The 22,608-nt window shown below is 54.8% G+C and carries 19 protein-coding genes and 6 tRNA genes; 22 read left to right on the forward strand and 3 right to left on the reverse strand.

The features are described 5' to 3' along the window. Positions 1 to 120: 120 nt before the first annotated feature. A complete protein-coding gene (gene glnS / locus ACX9GU_RS19550; RefSeq protein WP_473192619.1) occupies positions 121 to 1,785 on the reverse strand; it encodes a glutamine--tRNA ligase in 1,665 nt (554 codons plus the stop codon). 192 nt (positions 1,786 to 1,977) lie between these two features. Then, a complete protein-coding gene (gene nagE, locus ACX9GU_RS19555) occupies positions 1,978 to 4,011 on the reverse strand; it encodes an N-acetylglucosamine-specific PTS transporter subunit IIBC (protein ID WP_473192620.1) in 2,034 nt (677 codons plus the stop codon). 336 nt (positions 4,012 to 4,347) lie between these two features. Between nagE and nagB the strand changes: the two genes are divergently transcribed. The 12 genes from nagB to ACX9GU_RS19615 all read left to right on the forward strand — a co-directional run bounded on the left by nagB (position 4,348) and on the right by ACX9GU_RS19615 (position 11,330). Next, positions 4,348 to 5,148, forward strand: coding sequence for a glucosamine-6-phosphate deaminase (gene nagB / locus ACX9GU_RS19560; RefSeq protein WP_021805317.1), 801 nt, complete (start codon positions 4,348 to 4,350; stop codon positions 5,146 to 5,148). 19 nt (positions 5,149 to 5,167) lie between these two features. Beyond that, positions 5,168 to 6,307, forward strand: coding sequence for an N-acetylglucosamine-6-phosphate deacetylase (nagA, locus tag ACX9GU_RS19565; protein WP_021805318.1), 1,140 nt, complete (start codon positions 5,168 to 5,170; stop codon positions 6,305 to 6,307). 26 nt (positions 6,308 to 6,333) lie between these two features. Next, positions 6,334 to 7,554: a DNA-binding transcriptional regulator NagC gene (gene nagC, locus ACX9GU_RS19570; protein ID WP_473192621.1), complete on the forward strand. Its 1,221-nt coding sequence runs from the start codon at positions 6,334 to 6,336 to the stop codon at positions 7,552 to 7,554. A gap of 67 nt (positions 7,555 to 7,621) precedes the next feature. After that, on the forward strand, positions 7,622 to 8,374 hold the full coding sequence (locus ACX9GU_RS19575) for an HAD-IIA family hydrolase (protein WP_473192622.1): 753 nt from the start codon (positions 7,622 to 7,624) through the stop codon (positions 8,372 to 8,374). Between the two features lie 66 nt (positions 8,375 to 8,440). After that, a complete protein-coding gene (locus tag ACX9GU_RS19580; RefSeq protein WP_473192623.1) occupies positions 8,441 to 8,830 on the forward strand; it encodes a hypothetical protein in 390 nt (129 codons plus the stop codon). A gap of 21 nt (positions 8,831 to 8,851) precedes the next feature. Further along, positions 8,852 to 10,516 (forward strand): asparagine synthase B, encoded by a 1,665-nt coding sequence (gene asnB, locus ACX9GU_RS19585; protein ID WP_473192624.1) that lies wholly within the window; start codon positions 8,852 to 8,854, stop codon positions 10,514 to 10,516. 217 nt (positions 10,517 to 10,733) lie between these two features. Next, a tRNA-Met gene (locus ACX9GU_RS19590) sits at positions 10,734 to 10,810 on the forward strand. 9 nt (positions 10,811 to 10,819) lie between these two features. Further along, positions 10,820 to 10,904, forward strand: a tRNA-Leu gene (locus ACX9GU_RS19595). A gap of 29 nt (positions 10,905 to 10,933) precedes the next feature. Next, positions 10,934 to 11,008 (forward strand) — tRNA-Gln (locus ACX9GU_RS19600). A gap of 42 nt (positions 11,009 to 11,050) precedes the next feature. Continuing rightward, positions 11,051 to 11,125: transfer RNA gene (locus ACX9GU_RS19605), tRNA-Gln, on the forward strand. Between the two features lie 35 nt (positions 11,126 to 11,160). After that, a tRNA-Met gene (locus tag ACX9GU_RS19610) sits at positions 11,161 to 11,237 on the forward strand. A gap of 18 nt (positions 11,238 to 11,255) precedes the next feature. Then, a tRNA-Gln gene (locus ACX9GU_RS19615) sits at positions 11,256 to 11,330 on the forward strand. A gap of 89 nt (positions 11,331 to 11,419) precedes the next feature. Here the strand turns inward: ACX9GU_RS19615 and ubiF are convergent. Continuing rightward, a complete protein-coding gene (gene ubiF, locus ACX9GU_RS19620; protein WP_473192625.1) occupies positions 11,420 to 12,601 on the reverse strand; it encodes a 3-demethoxyubiquinol 3-hydroxylase in 1,182 nt (393 codons plus the stop codon). A gap of 186 nt (positions 12,602 to 12,787) precedes the next feature. On the opposite strand from ubiF, the gene miaB reads away from it, so the two are divergent. The 10 genes from miaB to ACX9GU_RS19670 all read left to right on the forward strand — a co-directional run bounded on the left by miaB (position 12,788) and on the right by ACX9GU_RS19670 (position 22,486). Further along, on the forward strand, positions 12,788 to 14,212 hold the full coding sequence (gene miaB / locus ACX9GU_RS19625; RefSeq protein WP_174333093.1) for a tRNA (N6-isopentenyl adenosine(37)-C2)-methylthiotransferase MiaB: 1,425 nt from the start codon (positions 12,788 to 12,790) through the stop codon (positions 14,210 to 14,212). A 93-nt stretch (positions 14,213 to 14,305) separates the two neighbouring features. Next, the gene (locus tag ACX9GU_RS19630) at positions 14,306 to 14,641 is read left to right on the forward strand and encodes a zinc ribbon domain-containing protein YjdM (RefSeq protein WP_021179990.1); all 336 of its coding nucleotides are present in this window, start codon (positions 14,306 to 14,308) and stop codon (positions 14,639 to 14,641) included. A 223-nt stretch (positions 14,642 to 14,864) separates the two neighbouring features. Next, positions 14,865 to 15,920: a PhoH family protein gene (locus tag ACX9GU_RS19635; RefSeq protein WP_021805324.1), complete on the forward strand. Its 1,056-nt coding sequence runs from the start codon at positions 14,865 to 14,867 to the stop codon at positions 15,918 to 15,920. After that, on the forward strand, positions 15,917 to 16,390 hold the full coding sequence (gene ybeY, locus ACX9GU_RS19640) for an rRNA maturation RNase YbeY (RefSeq protein ID WP_024483193.1): 474 nt from the start codon (positions 15,917 to 15,919) through the stop codon (positions 16,388 to 16,390). The genes ACX9GU_RS19635 and ybeY overlap by 4 nt, the downstream gene beginning before the upstream one ends. 81 nt (positions 16,391 to 16,471) lie before the next feature. After that, the gene (gene corC / locus ACX9GU_RS19645; RefSeq protein ID WP_021179993.1) at positions 16,472 to 17,350 is read left to right on the forward strand and encodes a CNNM family magnesium/cobalt transport protein CorC; all 879 of its coding nucleotides are present in this window, start codon (positions 16,472 to 16,474) and stop codon (positions 17,348 to 17,350) included. Between the two features lie 7 nt (positions 17,351 to 17,357). Continuing rightward, a complete protein-coding gene (gene lnt, locus ACX9GU_RS19650; RefSeq protein WP_473192626.1) occupies positions 17,358 to 18,887 on the forward strand; it encodes an apolipoprotein N-acyltransferase in 1,530 nt (509 codons plus the stop codon). A gap of 361 nt (positions 18,888 to 19,248) precedes the next feature. Then, positions 19,249 to 20,145 carry an amino acid ABC transporter substrate-binding protein gene (locus ACX9GU_RS19655; protein ID WP_065686407.1) on the forward strand — a complete coding sequence of 299 codons (897 nt, stop codon included), beginning with the start codon at positions 19,249 to 19,251 and terminating at the stop codon, positions 20,143 to 20,145. Positions 20,146 to 20,346: 201 nt separating this feature from the next. Continuing rightward, entirely contained in the window at positions 20,347 to 21,087 is a 741-nt protein-coding gene (locus ACX9GU_RS19660) for an amino acid ABC transporter permease (protein WP_021179996.1), read from the forward strand. Next, positions 21,087 to 21,761, forward strand: a complete 675-nt coding sequence (gene gltK / locus ACX9GU_RS19665; protein ID WP_059200136.1) for a glutamate/aspartate ABC transporter permease GltK — start codon at positions 21,087 to 21,089, stop codon at positions 21,759 to 21,761. Before ACX9GU_RS19660 ends, gltK begins: the two co-directional genes overlap by 1 nt. Beyond that, positions 21,761 to 22,486, forward strand: a complete 726-nt coding sequence (locus ACX9GU_RS19670; RefSeq protein ID WP_021179998.1) for an amino acid ABC transporter ATP-binding protein — start codon at positions 21,761 to 21,763, stop codon at positions 22,484 to 22,486. Before gltK ends, ACX9GU_RS19670 begins: the two co-directional genes overlap by 1 nt. Positions 22,487 to 22,608 lie beyond the last annotated feature (122 nt).

Here is a 22,608-nt window from a genome sequence, read left to right on the forward strand (position 1 = left end):
GACAGTAAGGGGGAGGGAACGACATGAGGGTAGCATTCAAAGCAAAACTGGGATGTCTCTTGACCAGAAGATCCGATCAAGAGACAAACAGGCAAGGAAACGCTCTAGGCTTGGCTAAGCTTAAGCGCCAATCTTGGCCCAGGTATCACGCAGACCTACGGTGCGGTTAAACACCAGGCGATCGGCCGTAGAATAGCGGCTGTCGGCGCAGAAATAGCCTTCACGCTCGAACTGGTAGGCTTTTTCCGGCTGGGCAGCTGCCAGGCTTGGCTCAACAAAGCCTTGCTTGACAATCAGCGATTCCGGGTTGATGGTGGCGAGGAAGTCCTCTGCCGCCGCCGGGTTAGCCACGCTGAACAGACGATCGTACAGGCGAATTTCTGCCGGTAAGGCGTGTGCCGCAGATACCCAGTGGATCACGCCTTTCACCTTGCGACCATCGGCAGGATCTTTGCTCAGCGTCTCAGGATCGTAGGTGCAGAAAATGGTGGTGATTTCACCTTCTGCATCCTTCTCCACGCGTTCAGCCTTGATCACATACGCATTACGCAGGCGCACTTCTTTGCCCAGCACCAGGCGTTTGTACTGCTTGTTGGCTTCTTCACGGAAGTCTGCACGATCGATATACACTTCGCGGCTGAAAGGCACTTCACGGCTGCCCATTTCCGGCTGGTTCGGGTGGTTAGGCATGGTCACCATTTCCACGTCTTGCGACATGTTCTCGATGATCACCTTCACCGGATCCAGCACGGCCATGGCGCGCGGTGCGTGCTCATTCAGATCGTCACGAATACAGGACTCCAGCGCCATCATCTCGACGTTATTGTCCTGTTTGGTGACGCCGATACGCTGGCAGAACTCGCGAATGGAGGCGGCCGTATAGCCACGACGACGCAGGCCGGACACGGTTGGCATACGTGGGTCATCCCAGCCTTCAACGATCTTCTCGGTCACCAGTTGGCTCAGCTTACGCTTGGACATGATGGCGTATTCGAGATTCAGGCGTGAGAACTCGTACTGACGCGGATGGCAAGGGATGGTGATGTTATCCAGCACCCAGTCGTACAGACGGCGGTTATCCTGGAACTCCAGAGTACACAGGGAATGGGTGATCCCTTCCAGCGCATCGGAAATGCAGTGGGTGAAATCGTACATCGGGTAGATGCACCATTTGTTGCCGGTCTGGTGGTGTTCCGCAAACTTGATGCGATAGATCACCGGGTCGCGCATCACGATAAACGGCGAGGCCATATCGATCTTGGCGCGCAGGCAAGCAGTACCCTCGGCAAACTCGCCGTTACGCATCTTTTCAAACAGCGCCAGGTTGTCTTCAACCGTGCGGGTGCGGTACGGGCTGTCTTTGCCCGGAGCCGTCAGCGAGCCACGGTATTCACGGATCTGCTCGGGAGAAAGCTCGTCAACATAGGCCAGGCCTTTGTTGATCAGCTCAATCGCATACTGGTGCAGTTGATCGAAATAGTCCGAGGAATAACGAACGTCGCCGCTCCAGGTAAAGCCTAACCACTCCACATCGTGCTTGATGGAGTCGACAAATTCGATGTCTTCTTTTACCGGGTTGGTGTCATCGAAGCGCAGGTTACATTGACCCTGATAATCCTTGGCGATGCCAAAGTTCAGGCAAATGGACTTGGCATGGCCGATATGCAGATAGCCATTAGGCTCCGGTGGGAAACGTGTATGAACCGACGTATGCTTCCCTGATGCCAGATCTTCATCAATGATCTGACGGATAAAATTGGTTGGGCGGGCTTCTGCCTCACTCATGTCACTATTCCTCAAATGCAAAGCGCTACACATATAACCTTCTATGTTCCAATAAGCCGCGCCCAGAAACAACCGTTATTCGTCAAGTTCCCGTGGTGCAAAAACAAAAAAAGCGGGAAAAGATCGCTCTTTTCCCGCTGATACTGCTTACCGCCCGTTTAACGCCCGGGCAGAGCCAGGGTTAAACCCAACTTATTTCTGGATCTCAAACAACTTGGTTTGACCAGCAACCACATTGCCGGTTGCCAGCGCCGTCAGGCCAGCATAGTCGTCAGCATTGCTGACCACTACCGGGCTGATCATCGAGCGCGCGTTGGCGTTCAGGTATGCCAGATCCATTTCCAGGATAGGTTGGCCTGCTTTCACCTCAGCACCCTCTTCCACCAGGCGTTTGAAGCCCTGACCGTTCAGCGCCACGGTGTCGATACCCATGTGCACGACGATCTCCGCGCCCTTGTCTGTTTCCAGGCAGAAAGCGTGGTTGGTGTTGAAGATCTTCACCACAGTGCCATCAGCCGGTGCCACGACGGTTTTATCGGTTGGGCGAATAGCCACACCGTCACCGACCGCTTTGCTGGCGAAGGCTTCGTCCGGCACCTGATCCAGAGCCACCACTTCACCGGTTACCGGCGCCACCAGCGCTTCCAACACGGTTTTAGCAACGTTAGGAACGGCCTGCGGTTTAACTTCTGCCGCAGCGGCTGCGGCGGCTGGAGCAGAGGCTGCCGCTACCGGGCCTGCTGCAATCACTTTGGTCATCGCACTGGCAATCAGTTCGGCACGAGTCCCGACAATCACCTGCACGCTTTGCTTGTTCAGACGGATCACGCCAGAAGCACCCAGGCGTTTAGCCAGAGCATCGTTCACCAACGCAGAATCTTTGACGTTCAGACGCAGACGGGTGATACAGGCATCAATCCCGGTCAGGTTGTCAGAACCCCCGATGGCACTCACATAGCGACGAGCCAGGGTAGTGGTTTCATCTTCGTTCTTAACCGCAGCGGTATCCACGTCATAACCGTCGGTTTCGTCACCGGCAACCGCCAGTTCACGGCCTGGGGTCATCAGGTTGAATTTTTTGATGGTGAAGCGGAACACCACGTAGTAAATAGCGAAGAACACCAGGCCTTGCGGGATCAGCATGTACCAGTGAGTCGCCAGTGGGTTACGCGTTGACAACGCCATATCCACCAGACCGGCACTGAAGCCAAAACCGGCAATCCACTGCATGCTGGCCGCGATGAACACGGAGATACCGGTCAGAATGGCGTGGATCACATACAGCACAGGCGCAACGAACATGAAGGAGAATTCCAGCGGCTCGGTGATCCCGGTGAAGAAGGCAGCGAACGCCCCCGCCATCATGATACCCAACACTTTCGCTTTGTTCTCAGGACGCGCGCAGTGGTAGATGGCCAGTGCTGCACCAGGCAGACCGAACATCATGATTGGGAAGAAGCCTGCCTGGTAACGGCCGGTGATACCGACAGTAGCTTTACCCGCTTCGATAGACTGCGAGCCACCCAGGAAGTTAGGAATATCGTTAATACCGGCAACGTCAAACCAGAATACCGAGTTCAGCGCATGGTGCAGACCGACCGGAATCAACAGACGGTTGAAGAAGGCGTAGATACCGGCACCGGCTGAGCCGAGCTTTTGGATCTGCTCACCGAAGCTGACCAGACCGTTGAACACCACCGGCCAGATGTACATCAGAATGAAGGCAACCAGGATCATCAGGAAGGAGATCAGGATTGGCACCAGACGGCGGCCGCTGAAGAATGACAGCGCTTTCGGCAGTTCTACACCGCTGAAACGGTTGTAGACTTCGGCAGAAATGATACCCACCAGGATACCCACGAACTGGTTCTCAATTTTGCCAAAGGCGGCTGGAACCTGATCGAGAGGGATCTTCTGAATCATTGACACGGCGGCAGGTGAACACAGCGTGGTCACTACCAGGAAGCCGACAAAACCGGTCAGCGCAGCAGCACCGTCTTTGTCTTTGGACATACCGTAAGCCACACCAATGGCGAACAGGACCGACATATGATCGATAATGGCCGAACCAGATTTGATGAACAAGGCTGCCAGAGCATTGTCCCCACCCCAGCTGACCGGGTCAATCCAGTAGCCGACACCCATCAGGATGGCTGCGGCAGGCAGTGTGGCTACCGGAACCATCAAGGCCCGACCCACCTTTTGTAAATAACTAAGAATGTTCACCTTTTCCCCCTATTCGTCCGATGCCGGACCCTATTGGCAGTTTATTGAGATAACTCACTACCTTTTTAGAAATAACGCTTGGCACGTATCACTCATGCGGAGTGTAAAAAAATTATTTCGTATCGCAAATTAAAACCTCCTTTTTTGTGACAAATGTCACCAAAAAGTAGTGTTAAACTGCCACATTGCTAGCCATCGCACAAAACTTATTTTATCATTCAAAAAATCAACGGGCAGTAATCCCGCATACCAGCTTCACAAAGCTGAGTTACGCTTTAAGCTACGGTTGTTGCCCGTACCAGTATAGACACAGTTTATTCTACCTAGAGGTGTACGATGAGACTTATCCCACTACAAGACACTACTCAAGTCGGCAAATGGGCCGCACGCCATATCGTTCAGCGTATCAACGCCTTCAAACCGACCGCCGATCGCCCGTTCGTCCTTGGCCTGCCAACCGGCGGCACCCCGCTGGAAGCCTACAAACACCTGATCGCGATGCACAAAGCCGGTGAAGTCAGCTTCAAGCACGTCGTGACCTTCAACATGGACGAGTATGTTGGCCTGCCGCAGGAACACCCGGAAAGCTACCACACCTTCATGTACCGTAACTTCTTCGACCACGTTGATATCCCACGTGAAAATATCAACCTGCTGAACGGCAATGCACCAGACGTTGACGAAGAGTGCCGTCAGTACGAAGCCAAGATGAAATCCTACGGTAAAGTTAACCTGTTCATGGGCGGCGTAGGCTTCGATGGCCACATTGCGTTCAACGAACCAGCGTCTTCCCTGGCTTCACGCACCCGTATCAAAACGCTGACCGAAGAAACCCGCATCGCCAACTCCCGCTTCTTCGACGGTGACGTGAGCCAGGTGCCAAAATATGCCCTGACCGTTGGCGTAGGTACCCTACTGGATGCGGAAGAAGTGATGATCCTGGTCACCGGCCGTGGCAAGGCACAGGCGCTGGAAGCCGCAGTGGAAGGCAGCATCAACCATCTGTGGACCATCAGCTGCCTGCAGCTGCATGCCAAAGCCGTGGTGGTTTGTGACGAACCGTCCACCATGGAACTGAAGGTGAAAACCGTTAAGTATTTCCGCGAGTTGGAAGCGGAAAGCGTTAATAGTCTTTAATTTTTTTGCAGGGGGCTACATGTTCGCTTTAACCCAATGCCGGATTTTTACCGGCCACGACGTGCTTGATGACCATGCGGTAGTGATTGCTGATGGCCTGATTGAACGAGTCTGCCCACTGGCCGAGCTGCCAGCAGGTATCGAAACGCGCGATCTGGGTGGCGCCATCCTAGCCCCCGGTTTTATCGACGTGCAGCTTAACGGCTGCGGCGGCGTGCAATTTAACGACTCACTGGAAGCCATCTCGGAAACCACGCTGGAAATCATGCAGCGCGCCAACGAGAAATCCGGCTGTACCAGCTATCTGCCAACGCTGATCACCTGCAGCGACGATTATATGAAGCACGGCATCAACGTGATGCGCGCTTATCTGAAGAACCATCCCAATCAGGCACTTGGCCTGCATCTGGAAGGGCCGTACCTGAGCCTGGAGAAGAAAGGCACCCACAACCCGGCGTTTATCCGCAAGCCTACCAGCGAGATGATCGACTACCTGTGTGCCAATGCCGACGTGATCAGCAAAGTGACCCTGGCGCCAGAAATGGTGGAACCACACTTTATCAAACAGCTGAGCGACGCCGGTATCGTGGTGTCCGCTGGCCACTCCAACGCCACTTACGATCAGGCACGCGTTGGTTTCGCCGCAGGCATTACCTTCGCCACTCATCTGTACAATGCCATGCCGTACATCAGTGGCCGCGAACCGGGCCTGATGGGCGCGATCTTCGACACGCCAGAAGTGTATACCGGCATCATTGCTGATGGGCACCACGTGGCCTGGGCGAGTATCCGTAACGCCAAGCGGGTAAAAGGTGATAAATTGGTGCTGGTTACCGATGCTACTGCACCAGCAGGCGCTGATATCGATCAGTTTATTTTCGCGGGTAAAACCATTTATTATCGTGACGGCCTGTGCGTTGACGAAAACGGCACTCTGAGCGGCTCCGCACTGACCATGATCGAAGCGGTGCAAAACAGCGTAGAGCATGTCGGTATCGCACTGGACGAAGCGCTGCGTATGGCGACGCTCTACCCGGCTCGCGCTATCGGTGTCGAACAACGTTTAGGCACCATCGAAGCTGGCAAGGTCGCTAACCTGACCGCCTTTACCCGTGATTACCAAATCACCAAGACCCTCGTTAACGGCAACGAGGTTTAATCCATGAACAGCGAGTAGAATTATTGATGAGCACTGGCGGACAAGCACAAATAGGGAATGTTGACTTAGTTAAGCAACTTAATGGCGCAGCAGTGTATCGCCTGATCGACCAGCAAGGCCCGATCTCGCGCATTCAGATTGCCGAACTCAGCCAGCTAGCCCCCGCCAGCGTCACTAAAATTACTCGCCAACTGTTGGAGCGCGGGCTGATCAAAGAGGTCGATCAGCAAGCCTCCACCGGTGGCCGCCGTGCCATTTCCATTGTCAGTGAAACCCGCAATTTCCACACCGTTGCCGTCCGCCTGGGCCGCCATGATGCCACCATCACCCTGTACGATATGGGCGGTAAGTCGCTCGGCGAGGAGCACTACCCTCTGCCGGAACGCACCCAGGAGACACTGGAAAATGCACTGCTCAACGCCATTGCGCAGTTTATCGAAAGCTACCAGCGCAAACTGCGCGAACTGATCGCCATTGCCGTGATCCTGCCTGGCCTGGTCGATCCTGCTTTAGGCGTAGTGCGTTATATGCCGCACATCAGCGTCGATAACTGGGCGTTGGTCGAAAGTCTGCAGCAACGCTTCAACGTCACCAGTTTTGTCGGCCACGATATCCGTAGCCTGGCCTTGGCGGAGCACTACTTCGGGGCTACCCGGGATTGTGAAGACTCCATTCTGGTGCGCCTGCACCGGGGCACCGGGGCCGGGATCATCGTCAACGGCAAAATCTTCCTCGGCAATAACGGCAACGTGGGGGAGATTGGTCATATTCAAATCGATCCCCTCGGCGAGCGCTGCCACTGCGGTAACTTCGGCTGCCTGGAAACCGTGGCAGCCAACGCTGCTATCGAACAACGCGTACGCCACCTGCTGACTCAGGGCTACCCAAGCAAAATGACGCTGGACGACTGTAGCATTGCCGCCATCTGCAAAGCCGCCAATCGCGGAGATTTGCTGGCCAGCGAAGTGATCGAACACGTTGGCCGCTATCTGGGCAAGGCGGTAGCCATCGCCATCAACCTGTTCAACCCGCAAAAAGTAGTGATCGCCGGTGAAATCACCGAAGCGGACAAAGTGCTGTTACCCGCCATCCAAAGCTGCATCAACACCCAGGTGCTGAAGGATTTCCGCAGAAACCTGCCGGTGGTCACTTCCGAACTCAATCATCGTTCAGCGATCGGTGCTTTTGCCCTGGCGAAACGGGCAATGCTCAACGGTGTACTTCTCCAACGGCTGCTAGAAAGTTAAACTGCCTGTTTGGCAGGGATGCACTTCTGGCTTTTTTGCCCTGCCGTTTATCATGAGACCAGCAACAATGACTATCAAAAACGTGATATGTGACATCGACGGCGTGCTGCTGCATGACAATACCCCGATCCCTGGAGCCGATCTGTTCCTGGCTCGTATTCAGGAACAGGGAATGCCGCTGGTGGTGCTAACCAACTACCCTTCGCAAACCGCCCAGGACCTGGCCAACCGCTTTGCCGCCGCTGGTCTGGACGTGCCAGAAAGCGCGTTTTATACCTCAGCGATGGCGACGGCCGATTTCCTGCGCCGCCAGGAAGGTAAAAAAGCCTATGTGGTGGGCGAAGGCGCACTGATCCACGAACTCTACAAAGCCGGCTTTACCATCACCGATATCAACCCGGATTTCGTGATCGTGGGTGAGACCCGTTCCTACAACTGGGACATGATGCATAAAGCGGCCTTCTTCGTGAACAACGGGGCACGCTTTATTGCCACCAACCCGGATACCCATGGCCATGGTTTCACACCGGCCTGTGGGGCTCTGTGCGCGCCGATCGAGAAGATCACCGGCCGTAAGCCGTTTTATGTCGGCAAGCCTAGCCCGTGGATTATCCGCGCCGCGCTGAACAAGATGCAGGGCCATTCGGAAGAGACGGTGATTGTCGGGGACAACCTGCGCACCGATATCCTGGCTGGCTTCCAGGCCGGGTTGGAAACCGTACTGGTGCTGTCTGGCGTCTCAAACCTGGACGATGTTGAATCCATGCCGTTCCGCCCGAGCCATATCTTCCCTTCCGTGGCGGATATCACCATTTTTTAAGCCGCAAGCAATGGCCCCTCACCCTAACCCTCTCCCACAGGGAGAGGGGACCGATCCAGTTCGCTGATGTTTTGGCGTTCTTCCCTCAGTAGCAAAGGTTCGCCTTCAACATCCCCCTTATTGCAGATCAAACTTCTGCACGTGACAACGACTCTGCTCTGGCTCCCTCTCCCTGTGGGAGAGGGTTGGGGTGAGGGAAAACATCGATTATCAAAACGCCAGAAAATTTATCTCGTCCTCGCCTCATCAGGCAAAAAATTAGATATTCAACAGTTTTCACCTCTAAAAAATGAATATCCGCTAATTTTAGCACCCCACCCCAAGACTATTTTTCAGCGTAACGTTAAATCGCTTGCATACACCTCGGCTTTTGCCGCATTTTCATTATCAGAAGGCAGCAAAGCCGCACCGTTGACTTTACATGCAGGCGCGCTGTACATCACATTACCGCCATAAAATGTCGTTAGGAGAGTTTGTATGTGTTCTATTTTCGGTGTGCTCGATCTGAAGTCCGATCCGGTTGAATTGCGTAAAAGAGCGTTGGAACTGTCGCGCCTGATGCGCCATCGCGGCCCGGACTGGTCCGGCGTTTACGCCAGCGATAAAGCCATTCTGGTTCACGAGCGCCTGTCGATTGTTGACGTGAATAACGGTGCCCAACCGCTGTACAACGCTGCGCACACCCACGTATTGGCGGTTAACGGTGAAATTTATAACCATCAGGCCCTGCGTCAGCAACTGGGTGAACATTATCAGTTCCAGACCGGCTCCGACTGCGAAGTGATCCTGGCGCTGTATCAGGAAAAAGGCCCGAACTTCCTGGACGATCTGCAAGGTATGTTCGCCTTTGCCCTATACGACACTGAAAAAGACGCCTACCTGATTGGCCGCGACCACCTCGGCATCATCCCGCTGTATATGGGGCACGATGAGCACGGCAACCTGTATGTCGCTTCTGAGATGAAGGCGCTGGTGCCGGTCTGCCGCAGCATTAAAGAGTTCCCGGCGGGCAGCTACCTGTGGAGCCAGGACGGTGAAATCCGCGAATACTACCAGCGTGACTGGTTCGACTATGACAACGTCAAAGACAACGTTACCGATGCCAACGCCCTGCGCAACGCGCTGGAAGAGTCGGTCAAAAGCCACCTGATGTCCGACGTGCCTTACGGCGTATTGCTCTCCGGCGGGCTGGATTCCTCGGTGATCTCTGCCATCACCAAAAAATATGCCGCACGCCGGGTAGAAGATGATGAGCGCAGTGAAGCCTGGTGGCCACAGCTGCACTCCTTCGCCGTCGGGCTGGAAGGTTCCCCGGATCTGCGTGCAGCTCAAGAGGTCGCTAACCACCTTGGCACCGTCCACCATGAAATCCACTTCACGGTACAGGAAGGCCTGGATGCCATCCGCGATGTGATCTACCACATCGAAACTTACGACGTCACCACCATCCGCGCCTCCACGCCGATGTACCTGATGTCACGCAAGATTAAAGCGATGGGCATCAAGATGGTGCTGTCTGGCGAAGGGGCAGATGAGGTGTTCGGCGGCTACCTGTACTTCCATAAGGCGCCAAATGCCAAAGAATTCCACGAGGAAACCGTGCGTAAGCTGCTGGCGCTACATATGTACGACTGCGCTCGTGCCAACAAAGCGATGTCTGCCTGGGGTGTAGAAGCCCGCGTGCCGTTCCTGGATAAAAACTTCCTGGACGTGGCGATGCGCATCAACCCGCAGGATAAAATGTGCGGCAACGGCAAGATGGAGAAGCACATTATTCGCCAATGCTTCGAGTCTTATCTGCCGGCTAGCGTGGCCTGGCGCCAGAAAGAACAGTTCTCCGACGGAGTCGGTTACAGCTGGATCGATACGCTAAAAGAAGTCGCTGCCAAGCAGATTAGCGATCAACAGCTTGAAACCGCACGTTTCCGCTTCCCGTACAACACGCCAAGCAGCAAAGAAGGCTACCTGTACCGCGAGATTTTCGAAGAGCTGTTCCCACTGCCGAGCGCAGCGGAATGTGTTCCTGGCGGCCCTTCCGTAGCCTGCTCGTCGGCAAAAGCCATTGAATGGGACGAATCCTTCAAAAAGATGGACGACCCATCAGGCCGTGCCGTAGGCGTACACCAATCAGCCTATAAGTAAACCGTCAGCGCTTTACCTTCGGCGGGCCTGATGGCCCGCTTTTTTGTGGATGTTTTCAACCGTTAATGGCCTAATCTGCCGAATTTATCACCATAATGTTCACAACCCAGTCAAACAACCCGTTCAGTCGCTTTTTCGGGAAAAAACTTGTTGACGCAAATCGGCCATATACGCATAATGCGCCCCGCAACGCCGATGAAGGTTGAGCGAAAAAGATGGCTACGTAGCTCAGTTGGTTAGAGCACATCACTCATAATGATGGGGTCACAGGTTCGAATCCCGTCGTAGCCACCAATCTTTTTTGCGGGAGTGGCGAAATTGGTAGACGCACTAGATTTAGGTTCTAGCGCCGCAAGGTGTGCGAGTTCAAGTCTCGCCTCCCGCACCATTTTCTTTCATCGTCGTGCATGCAGCAGGTGGGGTATCGCCAAGCGGTAAGGCACCGGTTTTTGATACCGGCATTCCCTGGTTCGAATCCAGGTACCCCAGCCATCTTTTTCAGGATGGGGCGCTGTAACAATTTGATTGTGTTATTGGGGTATCGCCAAGCGGTAAGGCACTGGTTTTTGATACCAGCATTCCCTGGTTCGAATCCAGGTACCCCAGCCATACAACGCAATTGAAAGTCACAAAGATTAGTGAATGGCTACGTAGCTCAGCTGGTTAGAGCACATCACTCATAATGATGGGGTCACAGGTTCAAATCCCGTCGTAGCCACCATGCTGTCTGTTTTACATTTGGGGTGTCGCCAAGCGGTAAGGCTCTGGTTTCTGATACCAGCATACCCAGGTTCGAATCCTGGCACCCCAGCCAAATTTAGAAAAGCTCGCTTCGGCGGGCTTTTTGCTTTTCTGAGTTCCTACGTTTGGATAAATGGGCGCAACATTCGGCGCCCCATGTCATCACAGACCTAATGCATACTTCAGCGCCCGCTCTTTCAGCTTGCCCGCCCTTTCCGCCACCATCAACGCCAGATTGCGCGCCACGCCCAGCGGAGCCAGGTTATTGCTGAACGCGGTATAAAACAGATCCATGCCGCTTTGCATCAGCAGGTTATCGGTACGACGGCGGCGCTGATAGCGCATCAGCACCTCTTCACTCGCCCAATCCTCTCCCTGCTCACGGGCGTCGGCTACGATCGCCAGTAACGCATCCACATCGCGATAGCCAAGGTTCACCCCCTGCCCGGCCAGCGGGTTGATGGTATGCGCAGCATCGCCGAGCAGCACCAGCCCGGATTGCACATAGCGTTGCGCGTGACGGCGCACCAGCGGGAATGATCCGGCGGCATGAGCCTTCACGGTGCCCAAGCGGGATGGGAAAGCTGCCGCAATCTCTTGTTCGAGCTGCGCCATAGGTAACGCCTGCAACTGGCGAATACGCTGCGGGCTGTCATACCACACCAGCGTTGCCCACTGGTCGTACAGCGGCAGAAACGCGCGCGGGCCAGAGGGGAGGAATTGCTGCCAGGTCACATCCTGCTGCGGTTGGTCGGTTTCCACGGTGATCAACATACACGCCTGGCGGTATTGCCAGCCGCTGGTGCCAATCGCCGCCAACTTGCGTACCTGTGAGTGAGCACCGTCGGCACCCACCACCAAACGCGCCTGTATGGTCTGTGACGAGCTTAACGTCACCTGCCATTGGTCATCGGCTCGATGCATCGCCTGCAGCCTGGCGGGGCAGTACAGCGTTAAATTCTCGCATTTTGCCAACTGCCGCCATAAGGCGAGCTGCAAAATACGGTTCTCGACCATAAAACCCAGCTCTGGCAGCCCCAGCGTGGCCGCATCAAACGACACTCGTGAGGACTCCCATTCCCAGGTTTCCAGCCTGCGGTAGGGTGCCGATCTCATCTGCAACACCCCAGACCAGGCATCAAGCTGCTTCAACAAGCCAACGGAGGTGCAGCCAATAGCGGAAATCCGCAGGTCCGGCGGGCTTTGGGGATCGAACGTATCTGGAGCTTCGTGCTCTAGCAAAGCGACCGACAACCCGGCGCGTAGCAGCCCCAGCGCAGCGGCGGCTCCCACCATCCCACCGCCAACCACCACGGCATCAAAGCATTTTTGTGAAGTGTTCATAATGGCTATACTTTTCGTTGATTAGGCCAGTGAAGGCATCTGGAACCAGTGTAACGGATTTTTAATCTGGCTTCAGGTCGCATGCTACTGCCACTTCGCTGGTCACCAGCGCGCCAAATGATTACAATGGCCTTCCTGCATGGCGCGTAACGCAATTTTCTCTCCGCACTGAGTAATGGCAAGTCAATGACGAAAAAACTACATATCAAAACCTGGGGCTGCCAGATGAATGAGTACGACTCATCGAAAATGGCAGATTTACTGGGAAGCACACACGGCTTCGAGTGGACTGAAAACGCTGAAGAAGCGGATGTGTTGCTGCTCAATACCTGCTCGATCCGCGAGAAGGCGCAGGAAAAGGTTTTCGCGTTATTGGGCCGTTGGAAGCAACTGAAAAAGAACAACCCCGATCTGATTATTGGCGTCGGCGGCTGCGTTGCTTCACAGGAAGGGGAACATCTGCGCCAGCGCGCCCCCTGCGTTGACATCGTTTTTGGCCCGCAGACATTGCACCGCCTGCCGGAGATGATCAACCACGTGCGCGGTTCGCATAGCCCGATCGTGGACATCAGTTTCCCGGAAATCGAAAAGTTCGACCGCCTGCCGGAACCCCGTGCCGACGGGCCAACCGCCTTCGTCTCGATCATGGAAGGCTGCAACAAATACTGTACGTTCTGCGTGGTGCCTTACACCCGCGGTGAGGAAGTCAGCCGCCCAAGCGATGATGTCCTGTTTGAAGTCGCTCAGTTAGCCGCCCAGGGTGTACGTGAAGTGAACCTGCTGGGCCAGAACGTCAACGCCTATCGTGGCGCAACCTTTGACGGTGGCATCTGCTCATTTGCCGAACTGCTGCGCCTGGTAGCCTCCATCGACGGGATCGATCGCATCCGCTTTACCACCAGCCACCCGATTGAGTTCAGCGATGACATTATCGCGGTGTATGAAGATACGCCCGAGCTGGTCAGCTTCCTGCATCTGCCGGTACAAAGCGGTTCAGACCGCATTCTGACCATGATGAAACGCGCCCACACGGCGCTGGAATACAAAGCGATTATCCGTAAGCTGCGTCAGGCACGGCCCAATATCCAGTTCAGCTCTGATTTCATTATCGGTTTCCCAGGGGAAACCCAGGCCGACTTTGAACAGACCATGAACCTGATTGCCCAGGTGAATTTCGACACCAGCTTCAGCTTTATCTACTCTTCGCGCCCCGGCACTCCGGCGGCAGACATGGTTGACGACGTCAGCGAAGAAGAGAAAAAACAGCGACTGTATCTGCTGCAAGAACGGATCAACCAGCAGGTGATGCAGTTCAGCCGCCGTATGCTGGGCACCGTGCAGCGTATTCTGGTCGAGGGCACCTCACGCAAGAGCTTGATGGAACTCTCTGGCCGCACCGAATGCAACCGGATGGTCAACTTTGAAGGCACGCCAGATTTGATCGGCCAGTTCGTCGACGTCGAAATTACTGAAGTGTTAACCAATTCTCTGCGCGGTACCCTGATCCGCACCGAACAGCAGATGGAACTGCGCGTGCACCAATCCCCTCAAGCGGTGATTGCACGTACCCGTAAGGAAGATGAGCTGGGCGTCGGTAGCTACCAACCCTGATCGCCCCGCCACCTTGGCATTTTCCTTTTTCTCTGCCGGGCAGTCATTGTCCGGTAATTTTGTTTTTTATTTTGATTATGAGGCGACACAATAATGCAACTCCCACACTGCCCGAAGTGCAATTCCGAATACACCTACCAGGATAACGCCCTGTTCATCTGCCCTGAGTGCGCCCATGAGTGGAGCGACAGCGCGGCCGTTGAAGATGCCGATACCCTGATTGTCAAAGATGCCAACGGTAACCTGCTGGCCGATGGCGATGCGGTGACCGTGGTCAAGGATCTGAAGGTCAAAGGCAGCTCTTCCATGTTGAAGATCGGCACCAAGGTGAAGAACATCCGCCTGGTGGAAGGCGATCACAACATCGATTGCAAAATCGACGGCTTTGGCCCGATGAAGCTGAAATCCGAATTTGTGAAGAAGAGCTGATTTCCGCGGTTAACCTGCTGTTGGGCCAAACTGTTTGGCCCAATTCTGCCCCTCCCCCCTTGAATTCCCTCCGCTGCGCACAGATAGATCAGAGGTAAACTTGCGCCAGTGCGGTACACCATGAATAATTCAGGGTAGAGCTGTTCGGGGGTTGCCCTGAATGCCCGCGCTGAAATCGCGTTACGTGACATCAACCAGGCCCTGTTGAGCCTTGAGGAATCGTTTGAACGTCGCAACACAAGAAATCCTGTTGGAGCCCGCAGACAACCAACGCCTGTTGAGCCTGTGCGGCCCGTTTGATGACAACATCAAACAACTCGAACGTCGGCTGGGGATTGAAATCAACCGCCGTGACAACCGTTTCAAGCTGGTCGGTAAAAACCTGTGCGTGGTTGCCGCCGCCGATATTCTGCGCCATCTGTATGTGGATACCGCGCCGATCCGTGGCGTGACCCCAGATATCGATCCGGAACAGATCCACCTGGCCATCAAAGAGAGCCGGGTGCTGGAGCAGGTGGCAGAGAGCGTGCCGGATTACGGCAAATCGGTCACCATCAAGACCAAGCGCGGCATGGTGAAGCCCCGCACGCCTAACCAGGCGCAATACATCGCCAATATTTTCGCCCATGACATCACCTTTGGCGTTGGCCCTGCGGGTACCGGTAAAACCTATCTGGCGGTTGCGGCTGCGGTAGATGCTCTGGAGCGCCAGGAAATCCGGCGTATCCTGCTGACCCGCCCGGCGGTTGAAGCTGGCGAGAAGCTGGGCTTCCTGCCGGGGGATCTGAGCCAGAAAGTCGACCCGTATCTGCGCCCGCTGTATGACGCCCTGTTTGAAATGCTGGGCTTCGAGCGCGTGGAAAAGCTGATCGAGCGTAACGTGATCGAAGTTGCGCCGCTGGCCTACATGCGTGGCCGTACGCTGAATGACGCCTTTATCATTCTCGATGAAAGCCAGAACACCACCATCGAACAGATGAAGATGTTCCTGACGCGTATCGGTTTCAACTCGAAAGCGGTGATCACCGGCGACGTGACCCAGATCGACCTGCCACGTAATCAGAAATCCGGCCTGCGCCATGCGGTGGAAGTGCTGTCTGAGGTGGAAGAGATCAGCTTTAACTTCTTCCACAGCGAAGACGTGGTGCGCCACCCGGTAGTGGCCCGTGTGGTGGTCGCCTATGAAGCCTGGGAAGCCGCCGAACAAAAACGCAAAGACGCCATCGCCGAACAACGTAGACGTGAAGCACCGGTTGCCTCTGAACAGGAAACACCATGAGCCAGGTTATTCTGGATTTACAAATTGCCTGCGCCAGCAGTGAAGGATTACCGGATGAAGCCACTTTCCAGCGCTGGCTGGAAGGGGTATTGCCACAGTTTCAGGAAGAGGCCGAAGTCACCATCCGCCTGGTGGACGAGGCGGAAAGCAATGAGCTGAATCTGACCTATCGTGGTAAAGACAAGCCCACCAACGTGTTATCATTCCCGTTCGAAGCACCGCCGGAAGTCGAACTGCCGCTGTTGGGTGATTTGATTATTTGCCGTCAAGTGGTTGAACAGGAAGCGGTTGAACAACAGAAAGCGCTGGAAGCACACTGGGCGCATATGGTTGTTCACGGTAGCCTTCATCTGCTAGGGTATGACCACATCGAAGACGATGAAGCCGAAGAAATGGAATCTTTGGAAACCGAGATAATGCAGGAGATGGGTTACCCAGACCCTTACCTCGCGGAAAAAGATCCCATCTGATGTTAGCTGAGCACCCCGCAGCCCCGATTGGGGCTGTCGCTAATTTTGATAACTCAATAGAGTGATATTAACTAAAACGCCATGAGCGACGACCATTCACAAAGCAATGACAGCCCCAGTCCCAAGAAGGGGTTCTTTACTCTTATCCTTAACCAGCTGTTCCACGGTGAACCTAAAAACCGTGGCGATCTGGTAGAGCTGATCCGTGATTCCGAGCAAAACGACCTGATCGATCCCGATACCCGTGACATGCTGGAAGGCGTGATGGATATCGCCGAGCAGCGCGTACGCGACATCATGATCCCGCGCTCCCAGATGGTGACGCTCAAGCGTAACCAAACGCTGGAAGAGTGCCTGGACGTGATTATCGAATCCGCCCACTCGCGCTTCCCGGTGATCAGCGAAGATAAAGATCACATCGAAGGCATTCTGATGGCCAAGGACCTGCTGCCGTTTATGCGCGCAGACTCCGAGCCGTTCAGCATCGACAAGGTGCTGCGTACCGCCGTGGTGGTACCGGAAAGCAAGCGGGTTGACCGGATGCTCAAGGAGTTCCGCTCCCAGCGTTATCACATGGCGATTGTCATTGATGAATTCGGTGGCGTCTCTGGTCTGGTGACTATCGAAGACATTCTGGAGCTGATTGTCGGGGAAATTGAGGACGAATATGACGATGAGGAAGATCGTGACGTTCGCCAACTGAGCCGCCACATGTTTACCGTGCGGGCGCTGGCGCCGATCGAAGACTTCAACGACACCTTCGGCACCCATTTCAGCGACGATGAGGTGGACACCATCGGCGGCCTGGTGATGCAAGCCTTCGGCCACCTGCCAGCGCGCGGGGAAACCATTGAAATCGAAGGTTACCTATTTAAAGTTGCGATGGCTGACAGTCGACGTATCATCCAGGTTCATGTCAAAATTCCGGACGACGCCCCGCAACCGAAACTGGAAGAATAACTTATCCATGGCTAAAGCCTCATTACTTGATCGCCAGCGGGTTCGCGCCCTGCTGGCGCTGTTGACCGGTGCCTGTGGCACGCTGGCCTTCTCCCCTTACGATATCTGGCCTGCGGCCATTGTTTCGCTGTTCGGCCTGCTGGCCGTAACCCTCAACCGCACTACCAAACAATCCGCCCTGCTCGGTTTCTGCTGGGGCATGGGGCTGTTCGGTAGCGGCGTGAACTGGGTTTACGTCAGCATTGCCGATTTCGGCGGTATGCCGTTTGCCATCAATATTTTCCTGGTCGTGCTGCTGGCCGCCTATCTTTCGCTGTATACCGGGTTGTTCGCCGGTTTGCTGACGCGGATCTGGCCACGTACCACCTGGTGGCGGCTGGCCATTGCCGCCCCGGCTCTATGGCAACTGACCGAGTTCCTGCGCGGTTGGGTGCTGACCGGTTTCCCCTGGTTGCAATTCGGTTATACCCAGATCGACGGTCCGCTGAAAGGCATTGCGCCATTGCTCGGCGTGGATGCGATCACGCTGATGCTGATGTCCCTCAGCGGCCTGCTGGTATTTGCCCTTAATCAGCGGCGCATCACCCCGGCAGTCATTGCTATCGCCATACTGTTGCTGCCGTGGCCGCTGCGCCAGATCCACTGGTTTACGCCGCAGCCGGATAAAGCGGTGAACGTCGCCATGGTGCAGGGCAATATCGAGCAGTCGATGAAGTGGGATCCGAAGGCGTTGCTCAGTACGCTGCAAACCTATCTGGATGAGAGCCGTCCGTTGATGGGCAAAGTGCCGATCATCATCTGGCCAGAGTCCGCCATTCCCGACGTGGAGAGCAATCAGAACGGTTTCCTGACCATGATGGACGATCTGATGCGCGCCAAGAACAGCAGCCTGATCACCGGTATCGTTGACGCTCGCGCTACCCAGCAAGGCACGCAGTACTTCAACAGCGTGATCGTGCTTGGCGAGGAACAGCCTTACAGCTACCCGGCAGCCAATCGCTATGACAAACATCACCTGGTGCCCTTTGGTGAGTTTGTGCCGTTGGAAACGCTGCTGCGCCCGTTGGCTCCGTTATTCGACCTGCCGATGTCCTGGTTCAGCCGTGGTAACTATGTGCAGCCGCAGCTCAGCGTACGCGGTTACAACCTGACGGCAGCCATCTGCTATGAAATCGTGCTGGGCCAGCAGGTGCGCGATAACTTCCGTCCAGATACCAACTTCCTGCTGACCGTGTCCAACGATGCCTGGTTCGGCCACTCCATCGGCCCGTGGCAGCACTTCCAAATGGCGCGTATGCGTTCATTGGAACTGGGCAGGCCGTTGCTGCGTAGCACCAATAACGGCGTCACCGCCGTCGTTGGCCCAACCGGCGAAGTGTTGGCATCCATCCCACAGTTCACCCGCAAAGTGCTGGAAGTGAAGGTGACACCAACTACCGGCATCACGCCGTATGCCCGCTTTGGCTCTGCGCCAGTGTGGATCATCACCGTGCTGCTGGGTGGTATCGCGTTGCTGATTAGCTGGCGCCGCAGATAAGTTCTCTTGGGCACGGTGCCTTACCGTGCCCTCTTCATTTCTAGTTGATCTTCCCTTCTGATGTTTCTGGCATGCTCCTTGCTTCAATTACCCTGTAGAACGTTGCTGATTTACTTTAACTGACATCTTGTCGTATCCGTGCACAACTCCAGCGCAAGTCTCGCACCTCGGCGGTGCATCAGGGGTTTATTGCATTCATTTGGTGCGCGTGATGTCGCAAAAAATGAAACAACTTAGTTTCATCTTGTTCACAATCGGTTATTTTCTATCGTAAATCGGCATTAGGACTATCTTTATAGCTCAGCCGTATTAACCCGCCCTCCCTGAGTGCGGGCAATCACAACAGCACAGGAGTTGGACCATGCAAATGCGCAAATTGGCGTTATCGTTACTGCTGATCGGGATGGCGAGTAGCGTAGCCCATGCGGAAGAACTGACCGGTACGCTGAAGAAAATCAAAGATAACGGCGTGATTGTTGTTGGCCACCGTGAATCCTCAGTTCCGTTCTCCTACTACGATAATCAGCAGAAAGTTGTAGGTTACTCCCAGGACTATTCCAACCAAATCGTTGATGCCATCAAGAAGAAATTGAACGAGCCTAATCTGCAGGTGAAAATGCTGCCGATCACCTCGCAAAACCGCATTCCGCTGTTGCAAAACGGCACCTTCGATTTTGAGTGTGGCTCGACCACCAACAACCTCGAGCGCCAGAAACAGGCAGCCTTCTCTGATACCATCTTCGTCGTCGGTACCCGTCTGCTGGTCAAGAAAGGCTCCGACATCAAAGACTTTAAAGATCTGGCCGGTAAGGCCGTGGTCGTCACTTCAGGCACCACTTCCGAAGTGTTGCTTAACAAGCTGAACGACAAAGATCAGATGAAAATGCGCATCATCAGTGCCAAAGACCACGGCGATTCCTTCCGCACCCTGGAAAGTGGCCGTGCGGTGGCGTTTATGATGGATGATGCCCTGCTGGCAGGCGAACGCGCCAAGGCCAAACAGCCGGATCAGTGGGAAATCATTGCCACTCCGCAGTCCAAAGAAGCCTATGGCTGCATGATGCGTAAAGACGATCCAGAGTTCAAAAAACTGGTGGATGAAACTATCGCTCAAGCTCAAACCTCTGGCCAGGCTGCCAAATGGTTTGAGGTCTGGTTCAAACAGCCAATCCCACCAAAAAACCTCAACATGAACTTCGATCTGTCCGACGACATGAAGCAGTTGTTTAAAGAGCCGAACGACAAAGCACTGAACTAAACTAAAAAGATAAAGCCAGCCAAGCTGGCTGTTGTAGATGACCGTAACAGGACAGACAGGTATGCGGGGGGCCGTTCCCCTCCCGCATTCTTTCCTAAACACGACTCAGGGCACACCCAAAAGCCAGCCTGACTGGCGTGCGCCACGATTGAACGGTCATCAAGTTGTAAGGTGTTCTGCACCTGTTTACCGGAGTTCGTTATGTCAATAGATTGGAACTGGGGTATCTTTCTGCAGCAGGCCCCGTTTGGGAATACCACCTACCTGGGCTGGATCTGGTCCGGCTTTCAGGTTACGGTCGCCCTCTCCGTCTGTGCATGGATTATTGCCTTCTTTGTCGGTTCACTGTTCGGTATTTTGCGTACCGTACCCAACCGTTTTCTCTCCTCACTAGGTACCTGTTACGTCGAACTGTTCCGTAACGTGCCGCTAATCGTGCAATTCTTTACCTGGTATCTGGTGATGCCGGAGCTGCTGCCAGCCGATATCGGCATGTGGTTCAAGAGCGAGCTCGATCCAAACGTACAATTCTTTGTTTCTTCCATGCTGTGCCTTGGGTTGTTTACCGCTGCGCGCGTTTGCGAGCAGGTGCGTGCCGCAATCCAATCCCTGCCCCGCGGCCAGCAGGCTGCCGGGCTGGCAATGGGCCTGACGCTGCCACAAACCTATCGCTATGTGCTGCTGCCCAACGCCTATCGGGTGATCGTGCCGCCGATGACCTCGGAAATGCTCAACCTGGTAAAAAACTCCGCCATTGCCTCAACCATCGGGCTGGTGGATATGGCCGCTCAGGCCGGGAAGCTGCTGGATTACTCCGCACACGCCTATGAATCCTTTACTGCCATCACCCTCGCCTATGTCGCTATCAACGCCGTCATCATGCTGTTTATGCGTATTGTCGAGAAGAAAGTGCAGTTACCTGGCCATATGGGGAGTAAATAATGTACCAATTTGATTGGGGATCGATTGTCCCAAGCTTCCCGTATCTGCTGCAGGGGCTGGTCGTCACGCTGAAAATTACCGTGACGGCTATTGTGTTCGGTATCCTCTGGGGCACCGTTCTGGCGGTGATGCGCCTGTCGTCGATCAAGCCGATCAGCTGGTTTGCGGCGCTGTACGTCAACCTATTCCGCTCCGTACCGTTGGTGATGGTGCTGCTCTGGTTCTATCTGGTGGTTCCAAGCTTATTACAACAAGTTCTTGGGCTATCACCGAAAACCGATATTCGCCTTATCTCGGCTATGGTAGCCTTTTCGCTGTTTGAAGCCGCTTACTACTCGGAAATTATCCGGGCAGGCATTGAAAGCGTGTCGCGCGGTCAGTCCTCTGCCTCACTGGCGTTGGGCATGACCCAGTGGCAATCGATGCGGCTGGTGATCTTGCCGCAGGCGTTCCGCGCCATGGTGCCGCTGCTGCTGACCCAAGGGATCGTGTTGTTCCAGGATACCTCGCTGGTATACGTACTTAGCCTGGCCGACTTCTTCCGCACCGCGTCAACCATTGGTGAGCGTGACGGTACACAGGTGGAAATGATCCTGTTCGCCGGTTTGGTCTATTTTGTTATCAGTCTCGCCGCCTCGGCGCTGGTAAGCTATTTGAAGAAAAGGACTGTTTGATGATATCCCTGAAAAATGTTTCTAAGTGGTACGGTCACTTTCAGGTTCTGACCGACTGCACCACCGAAGTCAAAAAAGGCGAAGTGGTGGTGGTCTGCGGTCCTTCCGGCTCAGGCAAATCGACCCTGATTAAAACCGTCAACGGGCTGGAGCCGATCCAGAAAGGCGATATCGAGGTTAACGGTATTCAGGTCAACAACAAGAGCACCAACCTGGCGCAACTACGCTCCAAAGTGGGGATGGTGTTCCAGCATTTTGAACTGTTCCCTCACCTGTCGATCATTGAAAACCTGACGCTGGCGCAGGTTAAAGTCCTCAAGCGCGACAAGGCCGCCTCACGCGATAAAGCCCTGAAACTGCTGGAGCGCGTGGGCCTGTCGGCACATGCCGAAAAGTTCCCTGGGCAGCTCTCTGGTGGCCAGCAGCAGCGCGTGGCGATTGCCCGTGCGCTGTGTATGGATCCGATCGCCATGCTGTTTGATGAACCCACCTCGGCGCTCGATCCGGAAATGATCAACGAAGTGCTGGACGTGATGGTCAAGCTGGCGCAGGAAGGGATGACCATGATGGTGGTGACCCACGAAATGGGCTTTGCCCGTAAGGTGGCCCATCGGGTGATCTTTATGGATGAAGGGAAGATTGTGGAAGACACCAATAAAGATGACTTCTTCAACAACCCGCAGTCAGAACGTGCCAAAGACTTCCTGGCCAAAATCCTGCATTGATGTACCAGATGCGCCCTGACCCCCAGGGCGCATCAATAGTGCTTGTTTCTGCCATCATTTCCCCCGATCCTCAGAGTCCCCACCATGAACTGTAAGTTGCGGCTTGCAAGACTGTGGGTAAA

This window comes from Serratia sp. K1WW1, from assembly GCF_055790865.1.